The organism is Paenibacillus sp. J22R67 (assembly GCF_059692175.1).
Genome location: NZ_JCAUAX010000002.1, coordinates 809,634 through 834,794 on the forward strand (window position 1 = coordinate 809,634; position 25,161 = coordinate 834,794).

Genomic DNA, 25,161 nt, shown 5'->3' on the forward strand with positions numbered 1-25,161 from the left:
TTGCTCCTGCCAAGACAGCGGCTGAACTACTCTTGTCAGGGAATCACTTTATGATTCGTAAGCAAAACCAGGCACTTGTCTTCACCCTGACATCTAGATGCTATCTACTAAACTATTTGTTAAAAAGAAGGAGTTTTTCCTAAATGTCACGTTATACAGGACCTAAGTTCAAATTAAGCCGCCGCGTTGGTATCTCTTTAAGTGGTAACGGCAAAGACATGAAACGCCCATTCCCTCCAGGTCAACATGGCCCAGGACAACGTAAAAAAATGAGCGGTTACGGCGTTCAATTAAATGAAAAACAAAAACTACGTCACATGTACGGCTTGAACGAGAAGCAATTCCGCAACTTGTTCGATAAAGCTTCCAAACTTAAAGGTATCTCCGGTGAGAACTTCATGATCTTGCTTGAGAGCCGTTTGGACAACTTGGTTTACCGTCTTGGTCTTTCCAACTCTCGTGCAGGCGCACGTCAACTTGTTTCCCACGGTCACGTAACTGTGAACGGCAAAAAAGTAGATATCGCTTCTTACATCGTATCTACTGGTGACGTTATCGCGCTTCGCGAAAGAAGCAAAGGTCTTTCCGCAGTGAAAGAAGCTATTGCTAACCGTAACCACTTGCCAACTTACCTTGAGTTCAACGATGCAGCAGTAGAAGGCAAATACATCCGTTTGCCAGAGCGCGCTGAGCTTCCACAAGAAATTGACGAGAAACAAATCGTCGAGTTCTACAGCCGTTAATAAAAGCAAACCCCTTAGGGATTTCCCTAAGGGGTTTTTTTTATTTAAACTGCGCCAGGTAGTAATTCTTTTTGCCGCGGCGAATAACGATATAAGACTCTCCGAGCCTTCCCAAATCTTTGGCAACCGCATCAAGCTCTGTTATTTTGACTCCGTTAACCGTCACAGCTCCACTTTCAATGTCTTGACGAGCTTGGCGTTTGGACGGTGCAGCCCCTACGGAAATAAGCAGATCTATCAAAGCCATATCCTCTTGTTCTAATGTCGAAGATGGAACATCCTTAAAGGCTTCTTCGATCTCTGTGCGAGATAGTTCATGGATATTGCCACTGAATAAAGCCGCTGTAATATTAATCGCGCTTTCCAGGGCTTCTCCTCCATGCACAAGCTTCGTTACTTCACGAGCAAGCAATTTCTGCGCTTCCCTCTTCTCAGGCTGTGTTTGAACTTCAACTTCTAATCGCTCAATTTCCTCGTGGCTGATAAACGTGAAATACTTCAGGAAGCGAATAACATCATTGTCCGCCGTGCCTAGCCAGAATTGGTAGAACTGGTATGGGGATGTTTTGTTTGCATCCAGCCAAATCGCTCCGCCTTCTGTTTTACCGAACTTCTGTCCGTCGCTTTTGGTCACAAGCGGTAATGTTACGCCGTAAGCTCTGCTCTCCGTCGTTTTGCCGATAAGCTCAAGCCCGGCTGTGATGTTGCCCCACTGGTCACTTCCACCAATTTGCAAGGAACATTTTTTGGTTTCGTTCAACTTCAAGAAATCGTAAGACTGCAGGATCATGTAACTGAACTCAGTAAAAGAAATACCTTTTGATATCCTTGAATCAACGGAATCCTTAGCAAGCATGTAGTTCACCGTAAAATTTTTACCTACATCGCGCAAGAATTCAATAACATTCAGGGACCCTAGCCAATCATAATTGTTGACTAGCTCCGCGCTATTTTCGATATCCGATGAAAAGTCCAAAAATCTAGATAGCTGACCCTTAATACTTTGCGACCACGCTTCAACCGTCTCTGGCCCATTCAAGGTTCTCTCATTAGCTTTGCCGCTTGGGTCACCAATCAAACCAGTGCCTCCCCCAACGAGCGCTAGAGGAACGTGTCCTGCTAACTGAAAGCGACGCAAGGTTAAAATAGGCAGCAAACTGCCGATGTGCAGACTATCCGCTGTCGGGTCAAACCCGCAGTAGAGCACGACTCGCTCTTCGCTTAGCTTCTTGTCCAAGCCCTCGCGGTCCGTAATTTGATGAAGTAATCCACGAAACTCCAAATCCTTCAAAATCGACATGTTCATCCATCTCCTTTTTCATGTGGGCATACAAAAAAGCCTTCTTATCCACAAGGGACGAGAAGACTTGACTCGCGGTACCACCCTAATTAAAACAGCAGTTACGTACATCTATAGGAAAATCATCCGTGTACGGCTAACTATTTTCACTCAAGAACCTGTAACGGGGCTTAATCGGTAAATACTACTAATACAGCTTCTGTTGCTGTAAGTTCCTACTTACTGCTCCTGACCGTAATTCACTAACCTGCAGGTACCGGTTCGCACCCTCCACCGGCTCTCTGAAAGCATCCACAAGCTACCTACTGCTGATCTCTCTACGCATTTGTACAATTTATATCATAGATTTCCGGCAATTGTCAAACCATGCAACCACCTTTCTTCGACACATCATTACCGCTAGCAGGGCAATTATGGTATACTATTAGGGTTCATGTAAGGAGGATATTGGAACTTATGCGCAATTTTTTCGCCAAAATGAATCGCCCTTGGGTAAGAACGACCTTCAAAGTAATAGGAATTACGTTAAAATGGACGCTCATTTCTGTCTTTTTAGCAGGAATCGTAGGCGGCTCCGCAGCATTTGGATATGTCAGTGCACTGGTTAAAAAAGATCCTGTCCGCAGCGAAGAAGCCATTCGCCAGCAGATGCAGGAAAACGCCGTAACCGGCTTCGCCTACTTTAATGACGATACCGTCATTGGGCAATTGCGAACCGAAGAAGACAGACGTCTCGCTCAATTGGATGATATTCCACAAGTTTTGTTAGATGCTGTTCTTTCAATTGAAGACAAAGACTTCAACAAACATCACGGAATCGATTTCCGCGGGCTTTATCGGGCAGTCACTCAGAAGCTGCTGAATGAAGAAGTCCAAACCGGAGGAAGTACGATTACGCAGCAACTCGCCAGACGGGTCTTCTTAACGCTGGATCGAGATGATGGCCGTAAGGCTAGAGAGCTGCTGCTCGCCCTGCGGATGGAACGCCTTATGTCCAAAGATGAGATTTTGCTCGCCTATCTGAACAAAATTCCTTACGGAAATGGCTCAACAGGTTACAACTTATATGGGATTAAAGCTGCTGCTAAAGGTCTATTCGACATTGATGATCTGAACAAGCTAAACGTAGCCCAAGCTGCCTATCTAGCTGGACTACCGCAATCCCCTTCCCAGTACTCCGCATTTACTAGTAAACCGGAGTTTGATGAAGATGGCTTCAAAAAAGCTGTCGTCAGGCAGCAGCTAGTGCTGAAACGGATGCTTGAAGAAGAAAAAATAACGAATGAACAATATCAAGCTGCACTTAAATTTGATCTTAAAGCGTCAATGCCATCCGCTGCCCAAAAAGCTTACACCACTTATCCTTATCTGATGATTGAGACGGAACAGGAAGCAGCCGAGATTTTGCTGAAAATTCAAAAGCCAGACCTTGATCCGACCAAAAATCAGGTCGCTTATAGTGAAGCTTTGAAAGGCATACATACACAGCTGTTACGCGGTGGTTATCAAATTTACACAACGATCGACAAAACGATTTATGATTCCATGCACGAAATCTCAAGCAACGATAAAAACTTTGCCCCAAATGATGAGAAAAAGGGCATTGAGCAAGTTGGCGCGATTATGATCGACTCTAAGTCCGGTGCCATCAAGGGAATGATTGAAGGACGGAACTTCTTCGACGAACAGCTGAATCACGCTACACAAGCGTATAGGCAGCCCGGTTCAACAATGAAGCCCATCGCCGCATACATTCCAGCTTTAGAAAAAGGAGCCGTTCAACCGGCAAGTATTGTGGATGACATTCCAATTATTCTAAAGGACGGCGTCAAAGGTTTCCATCTTCCAGAGAACTGGGATCACAAGTTCCACGGATTGATGACAGCCAGAAAAGCATTGAACCAGTCTTACAACATCCCTGCCATTGATATCTTTTTGAATAAAGTCGGTATTAATGACGCCTGGGATTTTGCGAAAAAGCTGGGTATCACCTCTATTCAAAAAGAAGATTACTACGCCCAAACCGGCGTAATTGGTGGACTAAGCCGCGGTACCTCCGTCAGAGAGCTGACAGGAGCCTACGCATCTATTCCGAACAAAGGACAATACAATGAAACATTCATGATTCGTGAAATCAAAGATTCAAACGGTCAAGTTATTTATTCTCACGATCAAAAGCCAACACAGGTCTACTCCCCACAAAGTGCATATCTGATTACGGATATGATGAAAACGGTGATTAGCCAAGGTACGGCAACGGATTTAATGAAGAAATATAAATCTTACGGCAAGATCGAGATTTCAGGTAAAACAGGCTCTACACAAGATGATGCCGATGCATGGTTCATGGGCTTTACACCGGATATTACTGTCGGCGTCTGGATTGGCTATGATCAACCCATTAACAAGCTCTCTTCCAAAACGCTGCAAACGAATCACGCCAAAGATGTTTGGGCCTTAATCATGAATAAGACGATTGAACAGAAACCGGATCTCTTCCCAACCAAAACGTTCGCCAAACCTGATGGTATCGTTTCAGCTACCGTGTCCAGCTTGTCTGGCAAGCTGCCAAGCGAATTAACGAAGAGCTCGAATCTTCAAGTGACTGATATTTTTAACAAGAAATATGTGCCTACGGAAGTCGACAATGTCATGGTACGGATGAAAATCAGCTCCTATAACGGCTTGAATTACATGGCACAGGATCAAACACCGGTAGATTTCGTTCAAGAAAAAACGGTTATTAAACGCCAAAAATCGATTTCCCAACTGCTCAAAGAAGTCCAAGATGCTATGAACAAGCTTCCTGAGAAGAGCAGAAAGTCAATCGATAATTACAAACCGACAGATTATGATGACGATGCTCCTTCCGAAACAGACCCAAGGGTTGATGACGGCAAAGAGCCAACGGCTCCAACGAACATAACAGCAACGAAGTCCGGAGAAACAGCCACCATCACATTCCAGCCAAGCGCGAACGCGGATATCGTTGGTTACCGGATCTATCGCTCGGATAACCGCGGTAAGTTCCAACTATTAGGCGGCAAGGTTGTTTTGGCCGGTGCGGATGCGAAGTTTGTTGATACGATCCCTGCATCAAGCTTAATGGGGTACTACGTGACTGCTGTCGATGTTGCCGGCAAAGAATCAGTGCCAAGTCGTTCGGCCTATACCGACGGAAGCTCGCTTGATTCACTATTTGTCCCATCTGAAGAGGGCACACAAGTTCCTGGCTCAACGAATTCTCCTGCTGGCGCAACTGAACCGCCATCCACGACAGCGAAGGATGCACCAGGTGCTCCAACCGGACTTAAAGCCAAAGCAGACGGAGCAGGCATTGCACTCTCTTGGAAAGCAAATGCAGCAAAAGAGAAAATTAAGAAATATAACATCTACTTTAGTAATAAGGAAAAAGGCACCTATACCAAGCTCGGCTCGGTAGACGGCGGCACAGAATTTCATTATTATGCAGCGGCTTACAATGGCTTCTACAAAGTAACGGCTGTCAATGACTCAGGTGAATCCAAAGCATCTGCTTCCATTGCTTATAATGACTAAAAAAAGAACCTAGTGATGATATCATCACTAGGCTCTTTTCTGTTAGTCTTCAATCGTTGATAAGTCACCAGTTGGGAGATTGAGCTCCCAAGCTTTGAGGACACGGCGCATAATTTTGCCGCTGCGCGTCTTCGGCAGCTTGTCTTTGAATTCAATTTCACGAGGAGCAGCATGGGCGGAAAGCCCCTCTTTCACAAACTTGGAAATGTCCGCTTTCAACTCATCGGATGGTGTATATCCTTCACGCAGCGCGATAAATGCTTTGATGATTTCGCCGCGCATCGGATCAGGCTTACCAATTACCCCTGCTTCTGCAACCGCAGGATGCTCAACAAGCTTGCTCTCAACCTCGAATGGACCTACCCGCTCGCCTGCCGTGTTGATTACATCATCAACCCGGCCTTGGAACCAGAAGTACCCTTCTTCATCTTGATAAGCTGAATCGCCAGATACGTACCAGCCAGTTAATCTGAAATATTCTTCATATTTGGACGGATTGTTCCAAATTTTGCGCATCATTGACGGCCATGGCGTCTTGATTGCCAGGTTCCCCATCCGGTTCGGAGGCAAGACATTCCCAGCATCATCAATAATCGCCGCTTCAACGCCCGGAATCGGACGTCCCATGGAACCAGGCTTAATCGTCATGGATGGATAGTTACAGATGAGCTGTCCACCCGTTTCGGTCATCCACCAAGTGTCATGAATCCGTTGGTTGTACACTTTAAGCCCCCAACGAACAACTTCCGGGTTTAATGGCTCACCAACACTCAGCACATGGCGAAGCGAAGAAAGATCGAAACCAGAAACAACATCATCACCTGCACCCATCAACATACGGAAGGCAGTCGGTGCGCTGTACCAAACGGTTACTTTATATTTTTGCAGCGTATTATACCAATCCTGAGGACTAAAACGCCCACCACGGATTACATTCGTAGCCCCATTCAGCCAAGGAGCAAAAATGCCGTAAGAGGTTCCGGTTACCCAGCCTGGATCAGCTGTACACCAGTAAATATCGTCTTCTTGGAGATCCAGTACGATTTTACCTGTATAGTAATGTTGAATCATTGCATTCTGTACGTGAAAAACACCTTTCGGCTTGCCTGTTGAACCCGATGTATAATGAATAATGAGTCCATCCTCACGGTCCAACCACTCGATTTCAAGATCCGAAGAAGCCGTTTCCATCTCTTTGTAGAAATCAACATGGCCTTCTGCAGGCTCCACATTTTCACCAACAACGATGATATGCTTCAGGTTAGGAAGGTCACTCGAAGGAACCCGGGAAAGCAAGCTTGGCGTCGTCACAATGGCAACAGCTTCACTGTCTTCCAGACGATCTTTCACAGCAGTTTCCATAAAAGCTTCAAACAAAGGCCCTACAACAGCTCCTACTTTCAGCGTTCCAAGCAAAGCATAGTACAGCTCCGGCGTACGTGGCATGAAAATAAATACGCGCTCACCCTTGCCGATGCCAAGACCACGAAGTACATTACCGAATTGATTGGACCTATCTTTCATCTGTCCAAATGTTACAGCTTCTTCTCTTTGATTGTCGCTGTAATACAGAGCAACTTTATCCTTCCTCGATGATTCAGCATGACGATCTATAGCTTCATAAGCCATATTCACTTTGCCAGTTTCGTACCAAGAGAAGCTCTTCTCGATGTCTTTCCAGTCAAAATTAGCATGTGTTTCCTCATAATTTTTCATATTAGGATTTGCAGCTACCGCTTCAATGAGTTCAACTTTCATTTGATCCATGTACGTAAAACCCTCCTCACGAGATAAACCGCTTTCATTTTACTGATGTTTTCGAGCAAAATGTGATCGATTTTTGACATATTCTATTATATCACACGAAGAATTTTTCGCCTACGCCTAAGTTCGCTTTTATTTCCAAATAAAATTTGGTATAAAGGGACTATGACCGAACGGAAAAGGAATCACTCATCATGCTGTTTTTCAAAAGGAGAGCTAAGGTTATGCAGCATACCAAAATATATCACTCATTTCGCTTGCGCACAGCTCCCGATCAACCAGAAATTATGATAGAAGGTCCTGTTTCTTCTGACAGCTTGCACAATCTCACGATGCATAGCAAATTAGATGCCTTCCGAAGACCTAAGGAACAACTGGAAGCGCTAATTGAAATTGCGGAATTACCGGAAGGCCGAATCATCATAGCCAGAGACGGCACCACCATTGTCGGTTATGTCACCTTCCATTATCCAGACGAAATTGAGCGGTGGTCACAAGGCCATATGCAAGATTTAATAGAGCTTGGTGCTATAGAAGTTGCGGATGACTATCGCACCATGGGGCTCGGCAAACGGATGATTCGCCTTGCTTTCGAGGACGAACAGATGGAGAATGTCATATGCTTTACTACGGAGTATTATTGGCATTGGGACTTGGAAAATAGTAAGCTCACCGTTTGGGAGTACCGGCAAATGATGGAGAAGTTAATGAAAAGCGTTGATATGATCTGGTTCGCTACAGATGATCCTGAGATCTGTTCGCACCCAGCCAATTGTCTGATGGTTCGTATAGGCAAGCAAGTGCCTATATCTTCCATAGAACAGTTTGATCGTATTCGCTTTCAGCAACGATTCATGTACTAATTTAAACTAATCTTTGGATTTCTAAGGCTTCAAGCAAGCATGTTAGCTCATTCGGGGGAATGTGGGATATGAACAAGAATACACCAAATCCTGTCTTTATCTATGATGACGAAGAAATTCAGTATAAATTCAATGAAAATCATCCTTTTAATCAAGACCGTCTTGTGATGACGGTCGATTTGCTTCGCAAAGCCGGTGCGCTTCCGGACAACGCGCTATGGACGCCTCGCGTTGCTACAGACAGCGAGCTGCTCCGGGTTCACGCACCGGCTTACGTCGAAGCTGTGAAAGCACTGAGCGCTTCCGTGCCAGAGGAACGCTGGGTCAAAGAAGCGGCACGCTTCGGACTCGATACCGATGACACGCCTTTCTTCCCCGGGATGCATGACATCACGGCGAAGATTGTAGGCGGTTCCATTACCGCAGTAGATCTGGTAATGTCCGGCCAAGCCCCGCACGCTCTTCATCTGGGCGGCGGACTGCATCACGCGCTGCAGAGCAAAGGCGCGGGCTTCTGCGTCTACAACGACGCTTCAGCGGCGATTGCGCACGCCAAAGAGACATACGGCGCCAAAGTGCTGTACGTCGACACGGACGTGCATCATGGGGATGGCGTGCAGTGGAGCTTTTACGCCGATCCCCAGGTATGCACGCTGTCCATCCATGAGACGGGGAAATTTCTATTCCCCGGCACGGGGGCCGTGAACGAACGCGGAGAAGGCGACGCGTTCGGAACCAGCATTAACGTCCCGATGGAACCTTACACCGAGGATGAATCGTGGCTGGAATGCTTCAGCGAGGTGCTAACCGAGACGATCGCCCGCTTCCAGCCGGACGTCATTATCTCGCAGCATGGGTGCGACGCCCATGCATTCGACCCGCTCGCGCATGTGCACTGCTCCATGCGCGTGTACAAGGCTATGCCCGAGCTAATCCACTCCCTTGCGCACCAATGGTGCGAAGGGCGGTGGGTTGCGCTCGGGGGTGGTGGGTACGACATCTGGCGTGTCGTACCACGGGCTTGGAGCCTGCTCTGGCTCGTGATGAGCGAGCAGGCTGTTTTGCCCCAGCTGGCGGCGCAGCCGCAGCTGAAACTCCCCCAGGCGTGGCTGGACGCCTGGGGGAGCAAGAGCCCGGTCCAGCTCGTGGATACGTGGCTGGACCCTGTGGATGCTTGGGCGCCGATTCCGAGGCGCCAGGTCATTACAGATAAGAACCGGCAAACGAAGGATCTCTCTATGATGTATTTGAAATAGGATGCAAAAAGAGTTAAGCAAGTTGTACCTGCTTAACTCTTTTTTACATCCTCAAATGTACAACTGGTTTTTAACAGCCTCACTAATCTACAGCTGCTTCACAATATCCTCAACCATTTTATAAGAATTCTCGGATGCTTGAACCGTAAATTCTGCAAAGTTCACATGAGCAGAGCCATCTGCTTTATCAGACATCGAGCGAAGCACGACGTATGGAACTGCATTCATGGAACAAACCTGTGCAACGGATGCCCCTTCCATTTCCACGCAAACGCCACCAAGCTCCGTATTAAGGCTAGCTACTACTTCACGGCTAGCAATGAACTGGTCGCCAGAGAGGACTCTCCCCTTTTTCACTTTACCAGCAAAAAGTTTCTCACCTGAAGCAACCGCCAAATCCACCAGCTTGCTATCTGCTTCAAAAATAGATTTCGCTTCATAAGGAATGATGCCCCGTGCGAAACCGAGCGGTGTAACATCCATATCATGCTGCATGCATTCACTGGAAACGACAAGATCGCCGATATTCAGTTCGGGATCCAAAGCACCAGCAACACCTGTGAAGATAATGGCTTCAACAGCAAATTTATCAATTAAAATTTGAGTAGTTACGGCAGCGTTAACCTTCCCTACGCCAGTGCGGCAGACGACGACTTCTTTTCCGAAATACGTCCCTTCTCTGAAGGTAATTCCCGCTTTCACCGTTTCGCGCACATCCGACATATGCGCAACAAGCAATTCAATTTCTTCATTCATCGCACCGATTAGTGCAAGTTTATTCCATGTCATTTCATCGATCCTCATTTCAGTTATGTATAAAGGAGAAAACCTCTAAGCGGCGTCATCCTCGAAAGGAATAGCTCGCTTAGAGGCTTAAGTTCACTAGGCTTGTGTAACAGAGTTACGGTTAATGACTTCATGCGGCAAAATGACCTGCATGTTATCCGTTGATTCTTTGTTCATCAACTTCGTCAGTAGACGCATCGATACTGCTCCGATATCATACATCGGTTGGGCAACTGTCGTAAGCGTCGGTCTTACCATGGAAGCCATGCGAATATTATCCACACTGATTACAGCGATATCTTGCGGTACTTTGAGTCCGTTATCTTGAATCGTGTGAATGGCGCCAATCGCCATTTCGTCTGTTGCCGAGAAAATTGCGGTTGGACGAGGGGAAAGCTCCAAGAAATATTTGACAGCGTCGACACTGGATTCATATCGATAGTTGCCGATACGAACATATTCATCGCGCAGCTCAATTCCTGCTTCATCGAGGGCTCTCTTGTACCCTTGATAACGCGCGAATCCATTAGCTGGATCGTGTAGAGTTCCGGAAATCATTGCGATGTCTCGATGTCCAGCTGCGATTAATACATTAACAGCATCGAATGCGGCTTTCTCATGATCAATATCCACGGAAGGCATCGTTTGTGCCTCATCCTTCGTTCCACACAATACAACGGGAACGGAAGAGGTGCGGAAAGCTTGAATGTGATCTTCTGTCACGACGCCACCCATGAAGAGCAAGCCATCGACTTGTTTTTCCAAAAGCGTGTTAATGACTCGAATTTCTTTTTCCTTCTTCTTATCCGCATTACACAAAATAATATTGTAATGATACATATTCGCAATATCTTCAATTCCGCGTGCAACTTCTGCGAAAATTGAGTTAGAAATATCGGGAATGACGACACCAACGGTTGTCGTTTTCTTACTTGCTAATCCTCTTGCTACCGCATTAGGGCGATAACCGAGACGTTCAATGGCTTCAAAAACCTTCTTACGCGTTTGCGGCTTCACGTTCGGATTGTTGTTTACAACCCTGGAAACGGTTGCCATGGATACGCCTGCTTCTCTAGCTACATCATAAATGGTTACGGTCACGGTTACTCTCTCCATTTTCAAAAGTATTCTGCGAGCCTAGTATATTACCGTTATGATACGACAATTTAATCCATCTTGCAATGAAAAATGAAAATACTTTGAAAATAATTTCATTTTGTTTTCAAAAGTTGTTCAAATATGTACAAAAGCCAATCCGATAGGGATTGGCCGCATCCTGCTTATGTCGATATTGCGCTCTGAGTGATCTGAGATAACCGTTTGCGAATTTCTTCAGCCCATGGCTCATCACCAAGCGATTGTGCCAGCAGTAAGATGTCCAGAAGCTCATTTATACGTTCTTCTACAATCTTTTCCATGGAATCATTCATATGTTCTTTCTCGGTTACCTTAAGCAGCAAGAAAGCCACTTCCGACAGCTCATGAAAAAACAACTGTTGTTTCTCAGGCTTACTCCCCAGCTTGCCGATTAAACCGGTAAGCTCGGGTTTAACATGAGGAACAACTTCACTTCGTCCACAAGCCTCACATGAATAAATAGGTACATTTTCAATATCAACTTTACTTTGATAAATAACCGTACGCAGACGAAGGTTCATCGTGCGTCCGCACTTACAAAACTTTTGCATTCTAACACTCCTTCACTGGCAGGCGGCATGAACATGAATTTCTTGTAATTAAGATATTCTACGATTCTATACGATTTCCTGCCGAAAGGAGAGTAGTAGTTTTTGCCACGAATGGAAGCGTCCTGTTACTTTTCCTGATGTTTATAATATTGCACGAGCTCGTCCACAAAACGCTTGGAAAATGCAGGTAGATCCGGCGGACGACGCCCTGAAATGATATTACGGTCGACCACTACTTCTTCATCAACCCAAGTTGCTCCTGCATTTTCGAGGTCATCTCGAATGCCTGGCGTCGAGGTCATTGTGTAGCCGTTTACGATTTTCGCTGAGATAAGCACCCAGCCGGCATGGCAAATTTGAGCAATCGGCTTCACCGCGGCATGAAACTCCTGTGTAAGGCGAAGCACATCTGGATAACGGCGCAATTTATCAGGTGCCCAGCCCCCTGGAACATACAGACCGATATAATCCGAGGACTGCACTTCATCAAAAGCATAATCCGTTGTAATCGGCACACCATATTTACCGTGATACACTGTTTTCGCTTTTGGCCCGACGATATCTACGACAACACCAGCCTCACGCAAACGTAAAACAGGATACCACATTTCCAAATCCTCAAACTCTTCATCAACAAATGCTAATACTTTCGTACCCTGCAATTCCATCCTAAGTACCTCCTACAATGGATTCTGTTTGTTCGGTTTGTGCTAACAGCTCAATAATTTCATCGCTAGTTTTGCAAACTAAAATTTCACTTACTAATTGCTTGCATTTCTTAGCGTCACTGCTTAATAAACGGTGTTTGACTTGTAAAAGAGTTTGCACGGATATGCTCAGCTCTTCAATGCCGAGTCCCAACCAAATAGGAAGCGCGCGGACGTCCCCCGCCATTTCACCGCAGACGCCAACAGGAATGCCAACACTTTTGCCAGCATCAATAACAAGTTTCAGAAGTCTGATCACAGCCGGATGATAAGGATTATATAAGTGCGCAATATTTTCGTTCATTCTGTCTACAGCAAGCACATATTGAACGAGATCGTTGGTACCGATACTCATAAAATTCACTTCACTAGCAAGGACATCTGCAATAAGAGCTGCAGCAGGTACTTCAATGGTTAATCCTACTTCAATTTGGGCATTGTAAGGAACTCCTTGGGCACTGAGTTCAGCTTTCGCCTTCTCCAGAAGGGCTTTAGCTTGACGCACCTCACCCAGCGAAGTAACCATTGGATACATGATTTTCACGTTCCCGTAATGACTTGCCCTAAGAATAGCTTTTAACTGTGTCATAAAAAGGTCTTTACGATCCAGTGAGATCCGAATAGCTCTGTATCCAAGGAACGGATTATCTTCTTTGGGAAGCGGCATGTAATCCAGCTTTTTGTCTCCACCAATATCCAGAGTTCGGATTACTATAGGTCGACCTTTTAACTGCTTGGCTGCATGAAGATACACTTCGAACTGTTCATCCTCGCCAGGCAGCGAATCGCGGTCCATGTATAAATACTCGGTGCGGAACAAGCCGACCCCTGAAGCACCGTTGCGTAAAACCTGATCGATCTCCATGACCGAGTTGATGTTGGCATGCAGATTCACATAGCTGTTGTCCACAGTGACAGGCGCAACATCTGCGATTTCCTGCAAACTCTCTTTGAATTCCAGCCAATTCTTTTTGCGTGCCTGGTAACGTTCAATCGTGATCTTATCCGGATTGATATACAGGGTGCCCTCTTGACCGTCTATGATCAAGAAATCACCGTTTTGAATCGGCCGTAGAAGCTTCCCTTCCAGGCCTAACACATACGGAACAGACATGGCTCTTGCCATGATAGACACATGCGAATGCGTACCTCCTAGAATGGTTAGAAGCCCTAGCACTTTAGTCGGATCTAGATGGGCCAGTTGCGAAGGTGTGAGCTCTTTGGCAACCAATATATACGGATGATCGATAGGCGGAACAGTTGAGCTTGTATCCCCAAGCAAATGCTTCAGAAGCCTGTTCCCCACATCTTTAATATCAAGCGCCCGCTCCTTCATGTACTCATCGTCGATCATATTGAACATGCCGACAAATTTATCGATAACTTCTTTCACCGCAACTTCGGCGGCTTTGTACTGAAGCTCAATAATCCCCTGAATTTCATTCATAAAAATGGGATCTTCCAGAATCGCCAAATGGGCATCAAAAATATACGCTTGATCTTGCCCGACAACTTCCTTAATTTCCTGCTTAATTAACTCTAATTCATCTTTAGAAGAGCGGATGCCATCATACAACCGCTCAAATTCATAAGCCAAATCTGTCACATCGATCATTTTCTCAGGAAAATCCCACTCCCACGTAGGAATGACAAAAGCCTGACCCATTGCTATGCCTGAAGACGCGCCTATCCCTCTGATCATCCGTTCATCCCCCCCGTAGATTTAGTAGGCTTTAAGACGACGGACATCACAGAACCTTGGCCTTTTTTTACAGCTTTGAACGGAGCAAAGCTCCAAGACTTAACAAGATCCGGATTTGTAATAATCATCGGTGTCGCCAAAGATGAAGCAAACTTTTTAACTTTATTATAATTAAATTTAACTAGAAGCTGCCCGGGTTCTACTCGATCGCCTTCTTTTACCACAGCATTAAAGCATTTCCCCGGTAAACTTGACGTATCAATACCAATGTGGAGCAAGACTTCTAATCCTTCATCCGTCAAAATGCCTAGTGCATGCATGGTCGGATAAATATGCATAATGGTACCTGCAACAGGCGAGACCAACTCTCCTTTTTCAGGGATGAAAGCTACGCCGTTCCCCACCAAGCGCGAGGCAAATATGCGGTCAGGCACATCCTCAATTGGAATCATGCGCCCTTGCATCGGCGAAGTAAACAGTACTACATGAATGTCTTTGCGCAGTACTTTCATAATTTCTTCACGAATTAGCTCTGAGAATGTCCCGAACACGACCTGAACATTGCCTCCTCCAAGACGGATGACGCCTGCAGCTCCTAAATGTCGTAATGCCGTGATGTCAATCAATCGATCATTAACAAGCGTAAGGCGCAATCTGGTAATGCAGGCTTCAATCTTCTTAATATTGTCTTTCCCACCTAGGGCTTGCAGAATTAATGGCGAGCGATACGGAATATCGCCTGCCCACTCTTCGAGTGAAGAACCTTCTTCCCTGCCTGGCGTCGGAATTTGGAACCTTCTAATCGCCCAGCGAAACATGAAGTAATACACCAGTCCATACACGATCCCAATCGGGATAAGAAGCAGACCATTATGCGATAAATGCAAATTAATAACGTAGTCTATGGCTCCTGCTGAGTATGAAAAACCATGTTGTATATGCAGCTCATAAGCCAACCACATGGCCACACCGGATAAAATTGCGTGAATAATGAACAAATAAGGTGCAACAAATAGAAAAGCAAACTCAATTGGCTCCGTGACACCTGTCAAAAAAGAGGCTAGCGCCGCTGTCAGAAATGTCGCCTTAATCTTCGGCTTCAAATCCTCACGTGCTTCCCCAATGATGGCAAATGCAATGGCAGGAAGAGCGAACATCATGATCGGGTATAGGCCGGCCATATACATCCCAGCTGTAGGATCCCCGGCAAAATAACGCGGTAAGTCCCCGTAAGCCATTTGGCCCGATGGCGTTTTGTAAGCCCCCACTTGAAACCAAAAAAAGTTATTCAAAATATGGTGCAATCCTGACGGCACTAACAATCGATGCGCAATACCGTAAACAAATGCACCAAACCCTCCAAGACCGAGCAGCCAATTCGAAAGCTTCCCCATCCCATCTTCCAAAAATGGTCCTATCACAATCATAATATAGGACACAATGAGCGTGCACATCCCCATTATGAGCGGCACCATCCGGGGACCACCGAAAAATTGTATGTATTCAGGCAGCTTGATCTCTTTACAGCGATGATAAATAATGGCTGCAAGCAAGCCGATTAAGATCCCGCCTGGTACACCCAATTGAAAATGGGACCCAAGTGAATGTTCGATGAGCCTTGTAAACATAAAATAGCCCAGCATGGCAGATAGTCCGGCAATTCCGGCACTTTCTGTAAGACCAAGCGCCACGCCAACAGCGAATATGATGGGTATATAGTCAAAGACCGTATTCCCTGCTAACAGCAGCATATCCCCAAAGCCGGATGCATGAATCCCATCCCAAGGTAGATTCCCCAGACTAAGCAGCACAGCAGCAATAGGAAGCGCAATGGTGGGCAGCATTAATGAGCGGCCAAGCTGTTGTAAGTTCCCCATCCAGTTCAAACGTATGCTACCTCCTAAAAGTTTTGCCTTAACAAAACCAACATCGTAAGCCAAAGCCTAGTGTTCTCGAAAAAACTTACATGGTGAGCAAAAGCCTCTCTTATCAAATCGTATAGCTTGTTTGCCTGTTTGTCAAAACAAAATAAGCAGGTCGAGGATCGACCCGCTTATGAATGTTAATAAGCGCAAGGCAATTAGTGGGAGGAATTATTTCCGTATTGCTGTCCCATGCCAATACTGCTGAAAGTTTGGTTATATGGTTGCGTGTTTTGTTGTTGGTAGCTTTGATAGCCTGATTGTCCTTGCCCTTGTTGTTGCGAATGTTGCCCTTGCTGCTGATAACCCTGATGTATGCTTTGTTGAGATGAGTAGCTGGGCTGGTTGGATTGCATAGAAGGTGTAGAAGAATCACTGCGCAAATACGCATCATGACCTGGTTGGTTTCCACGATAATTGGACGTATGGTAGGCTGTGGGCGATACATAGGTTTGAGCGGTATACTGCTGTTGATTCAATTGTGAAGAGCCCGTGTGCTGGCTCGTAATTGACGGCTGGCTGTATGAATAGGTAGACGGTTGAGATTGATTAGAGGAGATCGAATTGCTTTGGTTATTCCTCCCGTTATAGGTAGAATAAGCGTTTTGAAAGCTCGATGGTTGGTAATGCGATGACATGGAAGAATCGTTACGCATAGGATTGTCATTGTCAGACTGGTTCACCCGGTAATTCGTCATGTGAAAAGACTCTGTGGATGCGTGGCCTTGATTATGGCCTTCATTGTTACCTTGATTGTGACTTTGGTAGTTGCCTTGATTATGACCTTGATTGTAACCCTGGTTGTTGCCTTGACTATAACCATTGTAGAATGACTGGACATAACCTACTGGTTGATACGTCTTCTGGTAACCCTGATATTGCGATGTGTTGCTCTGATACCCTTGATCTGTTTGATTATTGCGGGACGCTTGCACACCTTGCATACCTTGAGAAGAGTTTCCGAATGATGAGGTACCGTTGTTGTTGTTAAAGTTGTTATACATGTGTAAAATTCTCCTTCATACTTCTAGTTTTTGGGCACCTTTTTGGAGCCTCTTTTATTCTCTCCGCTCCTCCGTATTTTATTTATTTTTATTTTGAGAGCCTCGTATTCTGTTTTAATGAGATAACATACTTTCTATACACATAAGTTGACTAATAGGAAATAAATATGCCATAATTTCTTAGTACCCCATACTCTTTACAAGGAGGAATACACTACAATGGCCTATGACATTATTATTATTGGAGCAGGACCTGCTGGAGCAAGTGCAGCGTTATTCTCAGCTAAGGCTGGCAAGTCAACATTAGTTATCGATAGTGATCAAAGCGTGACAAAACGCGCATGGATTGAAAATCATTATGGTGTAGATGGAATTACAGGTCCTGATTTAGTCGAAATCGGGAAGAAACAAGCGACTAAATTCGGTGCTGAATTCGTGCAAGGAAAAGCTACACAATTAAGTCAAGCTGGCGAGGGCTTTCAAGTAACGACAGAAAATGGTACATACGAAGGTAAGTATGTCATTCTTGCTACTGGATTATCCGTTGACCTTGCAGAAGCTTCAGGCATTCAGACGAAGCCTGGTACAGAGCCTCGTATCAAAACCGTTGTCGATGCTGATGCACAAGGTAACACGAGCCTCAAAGGTGTATGGGCAGCTGGCACAATTGCCGGTGTTTCCATGCACACCATTGTCACTTCCGGAGATGGCGCCAAAGTGGCCATTAACGTGATCAGTGAATTGAATGGAGCTCGTTACGTCGATCACGATGTATTAAAAGCATAAGCTGTATCATAAATAAAACCGCTTCTCTCTTACCATAATGGTCTGAGAAAAGCGGTTTTTTTGAGTTATAAATTAGTTGTTTCGCGGATTGAGAATTGCATCCTCAACTTTAATACAACGATCCATAATGACTTCTAAGCCTGCCTCGCTTGCGATACGAGCTGCTTCTTCATTCACAATTTCAAGCTGAAGCCAAAAGACCTTAGCTTTGATTTTCACGGCTTCCTCCGCAACGGGAACGACTTGATCTGCCCGGCGGAATACATTGACGATATCCACAGGCTCCGGAATATCGGATAATGATGCGTAGCATTTCTCACCCAAAATTTCCGTAGCGTTCGGATTAACTGGAATAATCCGATATCCCCTGCTCTGCATCGCAGCAGCGACCATATAAGATGTGCGATCAGGTTTATCGGATAAACCTACGACCGCAATGTTACCTGCATTCGCTAGAATCTCCTTAATGTGCTCTCTGGACGGATTTTCAAAAGTCATGCGTAGTACCTCCTATTTTTTCAAGTAAGTGAGGCCTTGCTTCCCCATAGCGGTCCAACTATCGATAAACTGCGCTTTGTTTACTTGCAGCTGTTTCTTACCACTTAGCGGGTCATTCAAGTATACATTATTCTCATCGAATCCGACCAATAATACAGCGTGCTCCGCGTAAGTCGTTTGAAGAGGTCCTATCGGTGTATCCCATGTCACCCATTTATATGGCATATTATAATCAATTGTCGTCCATGTAATGACCGGAAAACCGCTTGCTACCTGCTGTTCAAATAGTTCGAAAGACTCACCTGTAATATCGATCGCTTCAGGTATGTAGGACTTTAGCTGCGGGAAAAGACCGGCATGGTAAATGCCGAAACCCCTTTGCTTCCGGGTAACATCACCTACAAAGCCTATGTTCGGATTTCCCCAGTAAGCAGGCGAGCCATCCGCATTAAGCTTAATAGGTGTATCATCTTTAGGCATCTCGGCAGCAAGTTCCATCTTACTTTTGGTAATTCCATAGTAATGCAGCAGCATCGTCAGACTCGTTATTTCGCAACCTGCTGGCAGTTCAGGCAGTTGAGAGAAAACAGGCGCATCAATCATTGCTGATTTTTTTGTCTGGATTGTTGGTTGTGGCGAAGAAACCTCCGCTGCTTGAACAGGCACGGCTGGCTTAGCCATAGGTACTATCGGGTTGGCAGCAAATAATGCTGGCTCTTTCCCAGTAGCTTTGGCATATAGCAGTACAGCAAAAACACTGCTGGCAAACACAAGTCCTGCAACGAGGAATAATCCAAACGTCACCTTTAGCCCCTGCCAAATAATCCTCATGCTGACTCACCCGATCCTTGTTTATGGAATGAAATTACTCCTTCACAAGTTCAACCTGAGCACCGATAGAACGCAAATGGTCAAAATATTGCGGATAAGATTTGGCCACGTGATGAGCATCACGAATAGTCAATCCCTTCTCGGAACGAAGACCAACGACGGTTAAAGCCATAATGACGCGATGATCGAAGTGAGCATTGATCTCGACACCACCAGTAACTCCTTCCGGCTTGCCGTGGACGATAATTTCACTTTGACGTTCTTCCACGTCAGCGCCTGCTTTACGCAACTCGTTCAAGTAATCAGTGATTCGGTCGCACTCTTTGTAACGCAAATTTTCGACATTGTAGAAACGGGAAGTACCTTCTGCAAAAACGGCTGCCGCAACCATTGCTAGTACAGCGTCTGTGAAGTGATCGCCATCAAACTCCCCTGCGATCAATTTTTGGTTGCCGCGAACGTGCACAACTCCGTTATCATGCGTTAAATTAACACCCATAGCACGTAAAACATCGACACAAGCTTTCTCGCCTTGCTTGCTATTTTCTTCTAGACGAAGCACTCGTACATCCGAGTTCGTAACTGCCGCAGCTGCCAGAATGGCCGCTGAACCTGGATAATCCCCTTGAATGACATACTCTTTCGCTTGATAGGATTGTCCACCTGGAATCCGGTAATGCATCAAATCTTCGCTTGCATGAACAACAATGCCAGCTTGCTCAAGCACTTCAAGCGTTTGGCCCACAATAATTTTGGATTTCAAATCATGCAGCACTTCAATCTCGCTATCCTCTTCAAGCAGTGGTGTCATGAATAAGAGAGAGCTAAGAAACTGCGAACTGACATTTCCGGAAACCGTAAGTTTGCCGCCGCGGGGTTTGCCCCCTTTAATAGTTATCGGCAAACGACCGTTAGAATGTTGTACTTCAACACCCATTTGCTGCAAAGTTTCGATTAAATCATCATGCGGACGCTTGCCTAATGATTCAGGGTAAGTGTTAACGAATGTTACATCTGGGCAAAATGCTGCTGTAGACATTAAGAAACGCAGAACAGCTCCGGCATTTCCTACGTTTAACTCAGACACGTGCTTAGGGTTCTTACCGAAGCCTGTAATGACAATTTTTTCATCATCTTCTTCAATGATAGCGCCTAAATCTTGTACACAGCGTCTCATTGCATCACTATCTTCACTATGAGCTGGGTAATAAATCGTGCTTGTTCCATTCGCAAGTGCGCCAATTAGCAAATAACGAGTTGTGTAGTTTTTGGAGGAAAGCGCGTTAATTTCTCCTTGTAGGTTTGCAGTAGGTTTCACAATGGCTTTCATGTGGTTAATATCTCCTTCGCATGTGTTTATATGTAATATCCGATGAATGTTAATAGAATTCCACCGGTATAACTGAGCATTGTATAGATCATCCAAGCTTTCCATAGCCCTGCGCGGAGCTGTTTAACGCTTTCCAAATTCAAGGTTGAAAATGTAGTGAAAGCTCCCATAAAGCCTGTCCCAATCAATAGTTTCCAATCGTCAAACGCATGGTATCTCATAAGAATTCCTAGTAAAAAACAGCCCAAAAGATTTATTGTCAGTGTACCATACGGAATAGAACTTGGGAACCTTCTCGATATGTACGTGCCCAGTCCAAATCGGCTGATCGCCCCGAAAAATCCACCAATACTTACTAAACATATCGGCCATAGCCAAGTACTCATGAAAGTTGCTCCCCCCGATGAGAAAGCAGTGCGAAGCGAACACCTATCCAAGTAAATGCAAGTCCTCCCCACAAACTGCCAAGCACATAAATAAGAGCGAGGAACGGATGTCCTTGGTGAAACATATGTACCGTCTCATAGCTGAACGTAGAGAATGTAGTAAAAGAGCCTATAAAACCAGTCGTAATTGGCAATTGAAGCTTCACAGGTATCGGAAGCCTATTCGTAAATGTAATAAAACCAAGCAATAAACAACCAAGTAAATTGCAGATAAAAGTACCCCAAGGAAAAAATGTAGCCGTTGCCGGATTCCATAATGCGGAGAGCCCGAAGCGCGCAAGTGCGCCTAGAATACCAGCTAAACCTATAAATAACATGTTAACAACTCCCGGTGCTGCGCGAGGTTTGACATCTGGTCTTAATGTTTCTATCATTACTTGTGATGGGGCTAATCCCCCAGCAATTCAAAACAAGGAGGTACTACGATGGATACGATTTTACCATCCGCCGTCAAAGATAGATTAAGCCGTGGCGAGAAGCTGGCAATCATCGATGTTCGAGAAGACGAAGAAGTAGCTGAAGGCATGATTGCAGGTGCCATTCATATTCCGCTAGGCCAACTGCCGGAGCGATTAAGCGAAATCCCGCAAGCGGACGAAGTGATTCTAGTCTGCCGCAGCGGCAATCGCAGCGGACGAGCACTTGGCTTTTTGGAAGCACAAGGCTATAAAGGTCTTAAAAATATGACTGGTGGTATGTTGGAGTGGGAGGACTAAGCTCAAGGCTTGTCCCTCCTCTTAAAGATTAGCTTGCCGAATAATCAAATCTACAATTTGGTCCGTTGTTAGCTCCGTCGTGTCGATCACGGTATGCGCGAAATCGTACGCTGACTTTCTCTGTTCAAGCAGTGTGTGAACGCGTTCTTCCAAGTTCCCCTGCAATAAAGGACGACTAATATCGGTGCTTACCCGATGAATGATTGCCTCTGGTGAAGCTTTCAGCGCCACGACAAAGCCATTGCGAAGCATGCACGCTCTATTCTCCTCAGCTAACACAGCGCCCCCGCCTGTTGCCACAATTTGCCCGTTTTGAGCCAATAAACTTTCAAGAGTTTTGCTCTCTAATGAACGAAAATGCGCTTCCCCAAATTGACGAAACAAATCCGCAATGCTCGTCTGTTGCGCTTCTTCAAGCACGGCATCCGAGTCTTGAAACTTCCATCCTAGACGCTCAGCGAGCATCTTCCCGACGGTTGATTTGCCTGTCCCCATGAAACCTACAATTACAAGATTGCTTGTTGTCACGTTAATCCCCTTTTCTCATATGCTGTCTATACAAACTTTCCCAACATCATACCATAGCCAAATAGTCATGAATACAATCCAATTGAAAATCATATAGTAGTGTGAATAAATTCCAACACAAACAGTGAAGATTTTAAGAGAAACCTAATGCCGACAAGGAGAGATGAAGTTTTGAACCCAACTGTTGCCTATTCCAACCACACGCAAGGCAAACTGGAGCAAATCTTACACCCGAGCTATGTTTTGTGCAAAGAGGATGTTGTTTGGATTTTGGAGTTTATTAAGAAAAAAGTGGCTGAAGAAGACCCTCGCATGCAAGGTCTTGCTCAACCACGATTGTTAAAAAATTTCCGTTATTTTGCCGAAGTCTCCTTGATGCTCATTCACAGAAGGAACGGCTTCGATCAAGAAGCCGATCGTTTGAAAATGTGGCTGCGCGAAGCGGCTTACGGTTTGCAGGGAGAGGCATAACGCCCCTGCCCTCTTAGTTTTCCATCCAGTTGAAGTGGAAGGAACCTTCTTTGTCCACACGTTGGAACGTGTGAGCGCCGAAATAGTCACGCTGCGCTTGCAGCAAGTTAGCCGGCAATCTTTCTGTACGGTAGCTATCGTAGTAAGCAAGTGCCGATGCGAAAGAAGGAACCGCGATACCGCGAGTTACAGCTTCTGCAACAACTTGTCTCCATGATTGTTGATAGTTTTCAACCACATCTGTGAAGTAAGTATCCAGCAGAAGGTTTTTCAGTTCCGGATCGCGGTCATACGCATCCTTGATATTTTGAAGGAATCTAGCACGAATAATGCAGCCGCCGCGGAAGATCATTGCGATGTTGCCATATTTCAGATCCCATTTATATTCATCAGAAGCTGCTCTCATTTGAGCAAAACCTTGTGCATAAGAGCAAATTTTACTTGCATATAGCGCTTGACGCACAGCTTCAATAAATGCTTTGCGATCGCCTGTATAAGCTGGAGCATCAGGTCCTTTGAGCACTTTGCTAGCCGCTACGCGTTCTTCCTTCATCGCGGAGATGAAACGGGCGAATACGGATTCCGTAATGATGGAAAGCGGTACGCCAAGGTCCAGAGAACTCTGACTGGTCCATTTTCCTGTTCCTTTTTGACCAGCGGAATCCAGGATAACGTCAACCATTGGTTTGCCAGTTTCAGGGTCGTATTTCGTGAAGATATCACGTGTAATTTCGATCAGGTAGCTGTCAAGTTCGCCATTGTTCCACTCTGTGAAGATCTCATGAAGCTCTTCAGTGCTTACATTCAAGACATCTTTCAGGAGTTGGTAAGCTTCACAGATCAGCTGCATGTCGCCGTACTCGATACCGTTGTGCACCATTTTTACATAGTGTCCAGCACCGTCTGGTCCGATATACGTACAGCAAGCGTCGTCGCCAACTTTGGCAGAAATAGCTGTAAGAATAGGCTCAACCAATTTATAAGCGGATTCTTGACCGCCTGGCATAATTGACGGGCCTTTAAGCGCGCCTTCTTCGCCTCCGGAAACACCTGTACCAACAAAACGAATACCATGTGCTTCAAGTTCTTTGTTACGGCGCTGCGTATCTGGGAAGAATGCGTTGCCTCCGTCGATCAGGATATCACCTTTTTCAAGGTGCGGCAGCAATTGGTTGATCGTATCGTCTGTTGGACCGCCTGCTTTGACCATGATCAAAATTTTGCGTGGAACTTCCAAGGATTGTACGAATTCTTCCACAGTGTATGTACCAACTAGTTGTTTGCCTTCTGCTTCTTGAAGAAGCTCTTTTGTTTTCTCGGCAGAACGGTTAAATACGGATACAGTGAAACCTCTGCTCTCGATGTTTAACGCTAAGTTTTTCCCCATTACCGCTAATCCAACTACACCAATTTGTTGTTTAGACACGTCTCTCATACACCCTTCCGATATATAAATATTTAAATCGTCATCGCGCCAAAACCGCCATCTACTCTTAAAACAGAGCCTGTAACAAAGCTGGAAGCTTGTTCAGAAGCAAGGAACACAGCAGCACCCTGTAGCTCAGATGCCTCACCGAATCGATTCATTGGCGTATGACGCATAATGGACTCGATACGCTCAGGCGACAAAATCTTACGATTCTGCTCAGCTGGGAAGAAACCAGGAATGATCGCATTAACACGCACACGGCTCGGAGCGAATTCACGCGCCATATTCTGCGTGATGTTATTAACAGCTGCTTTAGAAGCGGAGTAAGTGAACACACGTGATAGAGGTGGATCAGAAGACACAGACGAAATATTGATAATACTTCCGCCTTCGCCACGATCAATCATATATTTCCCAAACACCTGGCAAGCTAGCACGACGCTTTTCAAATTTACCTCCATAATAGAATCCCATTCTTCCATGGAAATGTCAAAGAAAGGCGTAGCACTATTTTTCCCTGGGCAGTTCATTAAAATGTCCGCACGGCCAGACCAAGCGATAACTTCCTTAAGCACAAGCTCCAAATCTTCACGTTTCGTTGCATCCGCTTGGAAAGTTTGAGCTTCGCCGCCAATCGCTTCGATCTCCTTACGAACTTGATCGCTCTTCTCTTGATTGCGTCCGACAATGGCTACTTTCGCGCCATGACCGGCCAAAGCAATCGCCATTGAACCTCCAAGTGTACTGTTACCCCCGATAATTACTGCTGTTTTCCCTGTAAGATCGAATAAATTCATTTGTCTTCATCCCCTCTAGCATTTTGTTTGCTTAAG

24 protein-coding genes and 1 other annotated feature are annotated in these 25,161 nt (G+C 45.5%); of the genes, 7 read left to right on the forward strand and 17 right to left on the reverse strand.

The features are described 5' to 3' along the window. The first annotated feature begins 143 nt into the window (after nucleotides 1-143). Nucleotides 144-743, forward strand: a complete 600-nt coding sequence (gene rpsD, locus AC58VC_RS09890; protein WP_145656736.1) for a 30S ribosomal protein S4 — start codon at nucleotides 144-146, stop codon at nucleotides 741-743. 40 nt (nucleotides 744-783) lie between these two features. Here the strand turns inward: rpsD and tyrS are convergent, their stop codons facing one another. After that, the gene (tyrS, locus tag AC58VC_RS09895) at nucleotides 784-2,043 is read right to left on the reverse strand and encodes a tyrosine--tRNA ligase (RefSeq protein ID WP_497368614.1); all 1,260 of its coding nucleotides are present in this window, start codon (nucleotides 2,041-2,043) and stop codon (nucleotides 784-786) included. A gap of 50 nt (nucleotides 2,044-2,093) precedes the next feature. After that, nucleotides 2,094-2,372: a binding site (T-box leader), on the reverse strand. A gap of 127 nt (nucleotides 2,373-2,499) precedes the next feature. Here tyrS and AC58VC_RS09900 point away from each other — a divergent pair. Next, on the forward strand, nucleotides 2,500-5,601 hold the full coding sequence (locus AC58VC_RS09900; RefSeq protein ID WP_497368615.1) for a transglycosylase domain-containing protein: 3,102 nt from the start codon (nucleotides 2,500-2,502) through the stop codon (nucleotides 5,599-5,601). 42 nt (nucleotides 5,602-5,643) lie between these two features. On the opposite strand, the gene acsA is transcribed toward AC58VC_RS09900, so the two are convergent. After that, nucleotides 5,644-7,368: an acetate--CoA ligase gene (gene acsA / locus AC58VC_RS09905; protein WP_497368616.1), complete on the reverse strand. Its 1,725-nt coding sequence runs from the start codon at nucleotides 7,366-7,368 to the stop codon at nucleotides 5,644-5,646. Nucleotides 7,369-7,589: 221 nt separating this feature from the next. Here acsA and AC58VC_RS09910 point away from each other — a divergent pair, with 221 nt between their 5' ends. Together AC58VC_RS09910 and AC58VC_RS09915 are read left to right on the forward strand one after the other, a co-directional pair. Continuing rightward, entirely contained in the window at nucleotides 7,590-8,228 is a 639-nt protein-coding gene (locus AC58VC_RS09910; protein ID WP_497368617.1) for a GNAT family N-acetyltransferase, read from the forward strand. A 68-nt stretch (nucleotides 8,229-8,296) separates the two neighbouring features. Continuing rightward, complete coding sequence (locus AC58VC_RS09915; protein WP_497368618.1) at nucleotides 8,297-9,484, forward strand: acetoin utilization protein AcuC; 1,188 nt, start codon at nucleotides 8,297-8,299, stop codon at nucleotides 9,482-9,484. 87 nt (nucleotides 9,485-9,571) lie between these two features. Here the strand turns inward: AC58VC_RS09915 and AC58VC_RS09920 are convergent, their stop codons facing one another. The 7 genes from AC58VC_RS09920 to AC58VC_RS09950 form a co-directional block, all read right to left on the reverse strand. Next, the gene (locus tag AC58VC_RS09920; protein WP_497368619.1) at nucleotides 9,572-10,273 is read right to left on the reverse strand and encodes a 5'-methylthioadenosine/adenosylhomocysteine nucleosidase; all 702 of its coding nucleotides are present in this window, start codon (nucleotides 10,271-10,273) and stop codon (nucleotides 9,572-9,574) included. Nucleotides 10,274-10,366: 93 nt separating this feature from the next. Further along, nucleotides 10,367-11,371, reverse strand: a complete 1,005-nt coding sequence (gene ccpA, locus AC58VC_RS09925) for a catabolite control protein A (protein ID WP_497368620.1) — start codon at nucleotides 11,369-11,371, stop codon at nucleotides 10,367-10,369. A gap of 179 nt (nucleotides 11,372-11,550) precedes the next feature. Next, nucleotides 11,551-11,958 carry a hypothetical protein gene (locus tag AC58VC_RS09930; RefSeq protein ID WP_161405948.1) on the reverse strand — a complete coding sequence of 136 codons (408 nt, stop codon included), beginning with the start codon at nucleotides 11,956-11,958 and terminating at the stop codon, nucleotides 11,551-11,553. Nucleotides 11,959-12,083: 125 nt separating this feature from the next. Then, nucleotides 12,084-12,626: a type 1 glutamine amidotransferase domain-containing protein gene (locus AC58VC_RS09935; RefSeq protein WP_497368621.1), complete on the reverse strand. Its 543-nt coding sequence runs from the start codon at nucleotides 12,624-12,626 to the stop codon at nucleotides 12,084-12,086. Between the two features lies 1 nt (nucleotide 12,627). Further along, the gene (ptsP, locus tag AC58VC_RS09940; RefSeq protein ID WP_497368622.1) at nucleotides 12,628-14,367 is read right to left on the reverse strand and encodes a phosphoenolpyruvate--protein phosphotransferase; all 1,740 of its coding nucleotides are present in this window, start codon (nucleotides 14,365-14,367) and stop codon (nucleotides 12,628-12,630) included. Then, on the reverse strand, nucleotides 14,364-16,253 hold the full coding sequence (locus tag AC58VC_RS09945; RefSeq protein ID WP_145656757.1) for a glucose PTS transporter subunit IIA: 1,890 nt from the start codon (nucleotides 16,251-16,253) through the stop codon (nucleotides 14,364-14,366). Before AC58VC_RS09945 ends, ptsP begins: the two co-directional genes overlap by 4 nt. Nucleotides 16,254-16,447: 194 nt before the next feature. Next, nucleotides 16,448-17,293: a hypothetical protein gene (locus tag AC58VC_RS09950; protein ID WP_497368623.1), complete on the reverse strand. Its 846-nt coding sequence runs from the start codon at nucleotides 17,291-17,293 to the stop codon at nucleotides 16,448-16,450. Between the two features lie 219 nt (nucleotides 17,294-17,512). Here AC58VC_RS09950 and AC58VC_RS09955 point away from each other — a divergent pair, with 219 nt between their 5' ends. Continuing rightward, nucleotides 17,513-18,079, forward strand: coding sequence for an NAD(P)/FAD-dependent oxidoreductase (locus AC58VC_RS09955; protein WP_497368624.1), 567 nt, complete (start codon nucleotides 17,513-17,515; stop codon nucleotides 18,077-18,079). Nucleotides 18,080-18,151: 72 nt separating this feature from the next. Here the strand turns inward: AC58VC_RS09955 and AC58VC_RS09960 are convergent, their stop codons facing one another. Genes AC58VC_RS09960 through crcB (AC58VC_RS09980) form a run of 5 tightly spaced genes read right to left on the reverse strand, consistent with a single transcriptional unit; the run spans nucleotide 18,152 to nucleotide 21,558 of the window. Then, the gene (locus AC58VC_RS09960; protein ID WP_497368625.1) at nucleotides 18,152-18,577 is read right to left on the reverse strand and encodes a CoA-binding protein; all 426 of its coding nucleotides are present in this window, start codon (nucleotides 18,575-18,577) and stop codon (nucleotides 18,152-18,154) included. A 12-nt stretch (nucleotides 18,578-18,589) separates the two neighbouring features. Then, entirely contained in the window at nucleotides 18,590-19,408 is an 819-nt protein-coding gene (locus AC58VC_RS09965) for a C39 family peptidase (protein WP_497368626.1), read from the reverse strand. Between the two features lie 34 nt (nucleotides 19,409-19,442). Further along, nucleotides 19,443-20,738, reverse strand: a complete 1,296-nt coding sequence (aroA, locus tag AC58VC_RS09970; protein ID WP_497368627.1) for a 3-phosphoshikimate 1-carboxyvinyltransferase — start codon at nucleotides 20,736-20,738, stop codon at nucleotides 19,443-19,445. 26 nt (nucleotides 20,739-20,764) lie between these two features. After that, nucleotides 20,765-21,124 carry a fluoride efflux transporter CrcB gene (gene crcB, locus AC58VC_RS09975; protein ID WP_497368628.1) on the reverse strand — a complete coding sequence of 120 codons (360 nt, stop codon included), beginning with the start codon at nucleotides 21,122-21,124 and terminating at the stop codon, nucleotides 20,765-20,767. Continuing rightward, the gene (crcB, locus tag AC58VC_RS09980) at nucleotides 21,121-21,558 is read right to left on the reverse strand and encodes a fluoride efflux transporter CrcB (RefSeq protein ID WP_497368629.1); all 438 of its coding nucleotides are present in this window, start codon (nucleotides 21,556-21,558) and stop codon (nucleotides 21,121-21,123) included. The genes crcB (AC58VC_RS09975) and crcB (AC58VC_RS09980) overlap by 4 nt, the downstream gene beginning before the upstream one ends. Nucleotides 21,559-21,609: 51 nt before the next feature. Between crcB (AC58VC_RS09980) and AC58VC_RS09985 the strand changes: the two genes are divergently transcribed. Continuing rightward, a complete protein-coding gene (locus AC58VC_RS09985; protein WP_145656764.1) occupies nucleotides 21,610-21,900 on the forward strand; it encodes a rhodanese-like domain-containing protein in 291 nt (96 codons plus the stop codon). A gap of 21 nt (nucleotides 21,901-21,921) precedes the next feature. Here the strand turns inward: AC58VC_RS09985 and AC58VC_RS09990 are convergent, their stop codons facing one another. Beyond that, on the reverse strand, nucleotides 21,922-22,428 hold the full coding sequence (locus AC58VC_RS09990; RefSeq protein WP_497368630.1) for a shikimate kinase: 507 nt from the start codon (nucleotides 22,426-22,428) through the stop codon (nucleotides 21,922-21,924). 171 nt (nucleotides 22,429-22,599) lie between these two features. Between AC58VC_RS09990 and AC58VC_RS09995 the strand changes: the two genes are divergently transcribed. Then, a complete protein-coding gene (locus AC58VC_RS09995; protein WP_145656767.1) occupies nucleotides 22,600-22,899 on the forward strand; it encodes a hypothetical protein in 300 nt (99 codons plus the stop codon). Nucleotides 22,900-22,912: 13 nt separating this feature from the next. Here AC58VC_RS09995 and gnd read toward each other — a convergent pair whose 3' ends face one another. Beyond that, nucleotides 22,913-24,325, reverse strand: a complete 1,413-nt coding sequence (gene gnd / locus AC58VC_RS10000; protein WP_497368631.1) for an NADP-dependent phosphogluconate dehydrogenase — start codon at nucleotides 24,323-24,325, stop codon at nucleotides 22,913-22,915. Between the two features lie 32 nt (nucleotides 24,326-24,357). Beyond that, nucleotides 24,358-25,125, reverse strand: a complete 768-nt coding sequence (locus AC58VC_RS10005; protein ID WP_497368632.1) for an SDR family oxidoreductase — start codon at nucleotides 25,123-25,125, stop codon at nucleotides 24,358-24,360. Between the last annotated feature and the right edge of the window lie 36 nt (nucleotides 25,126-25,161).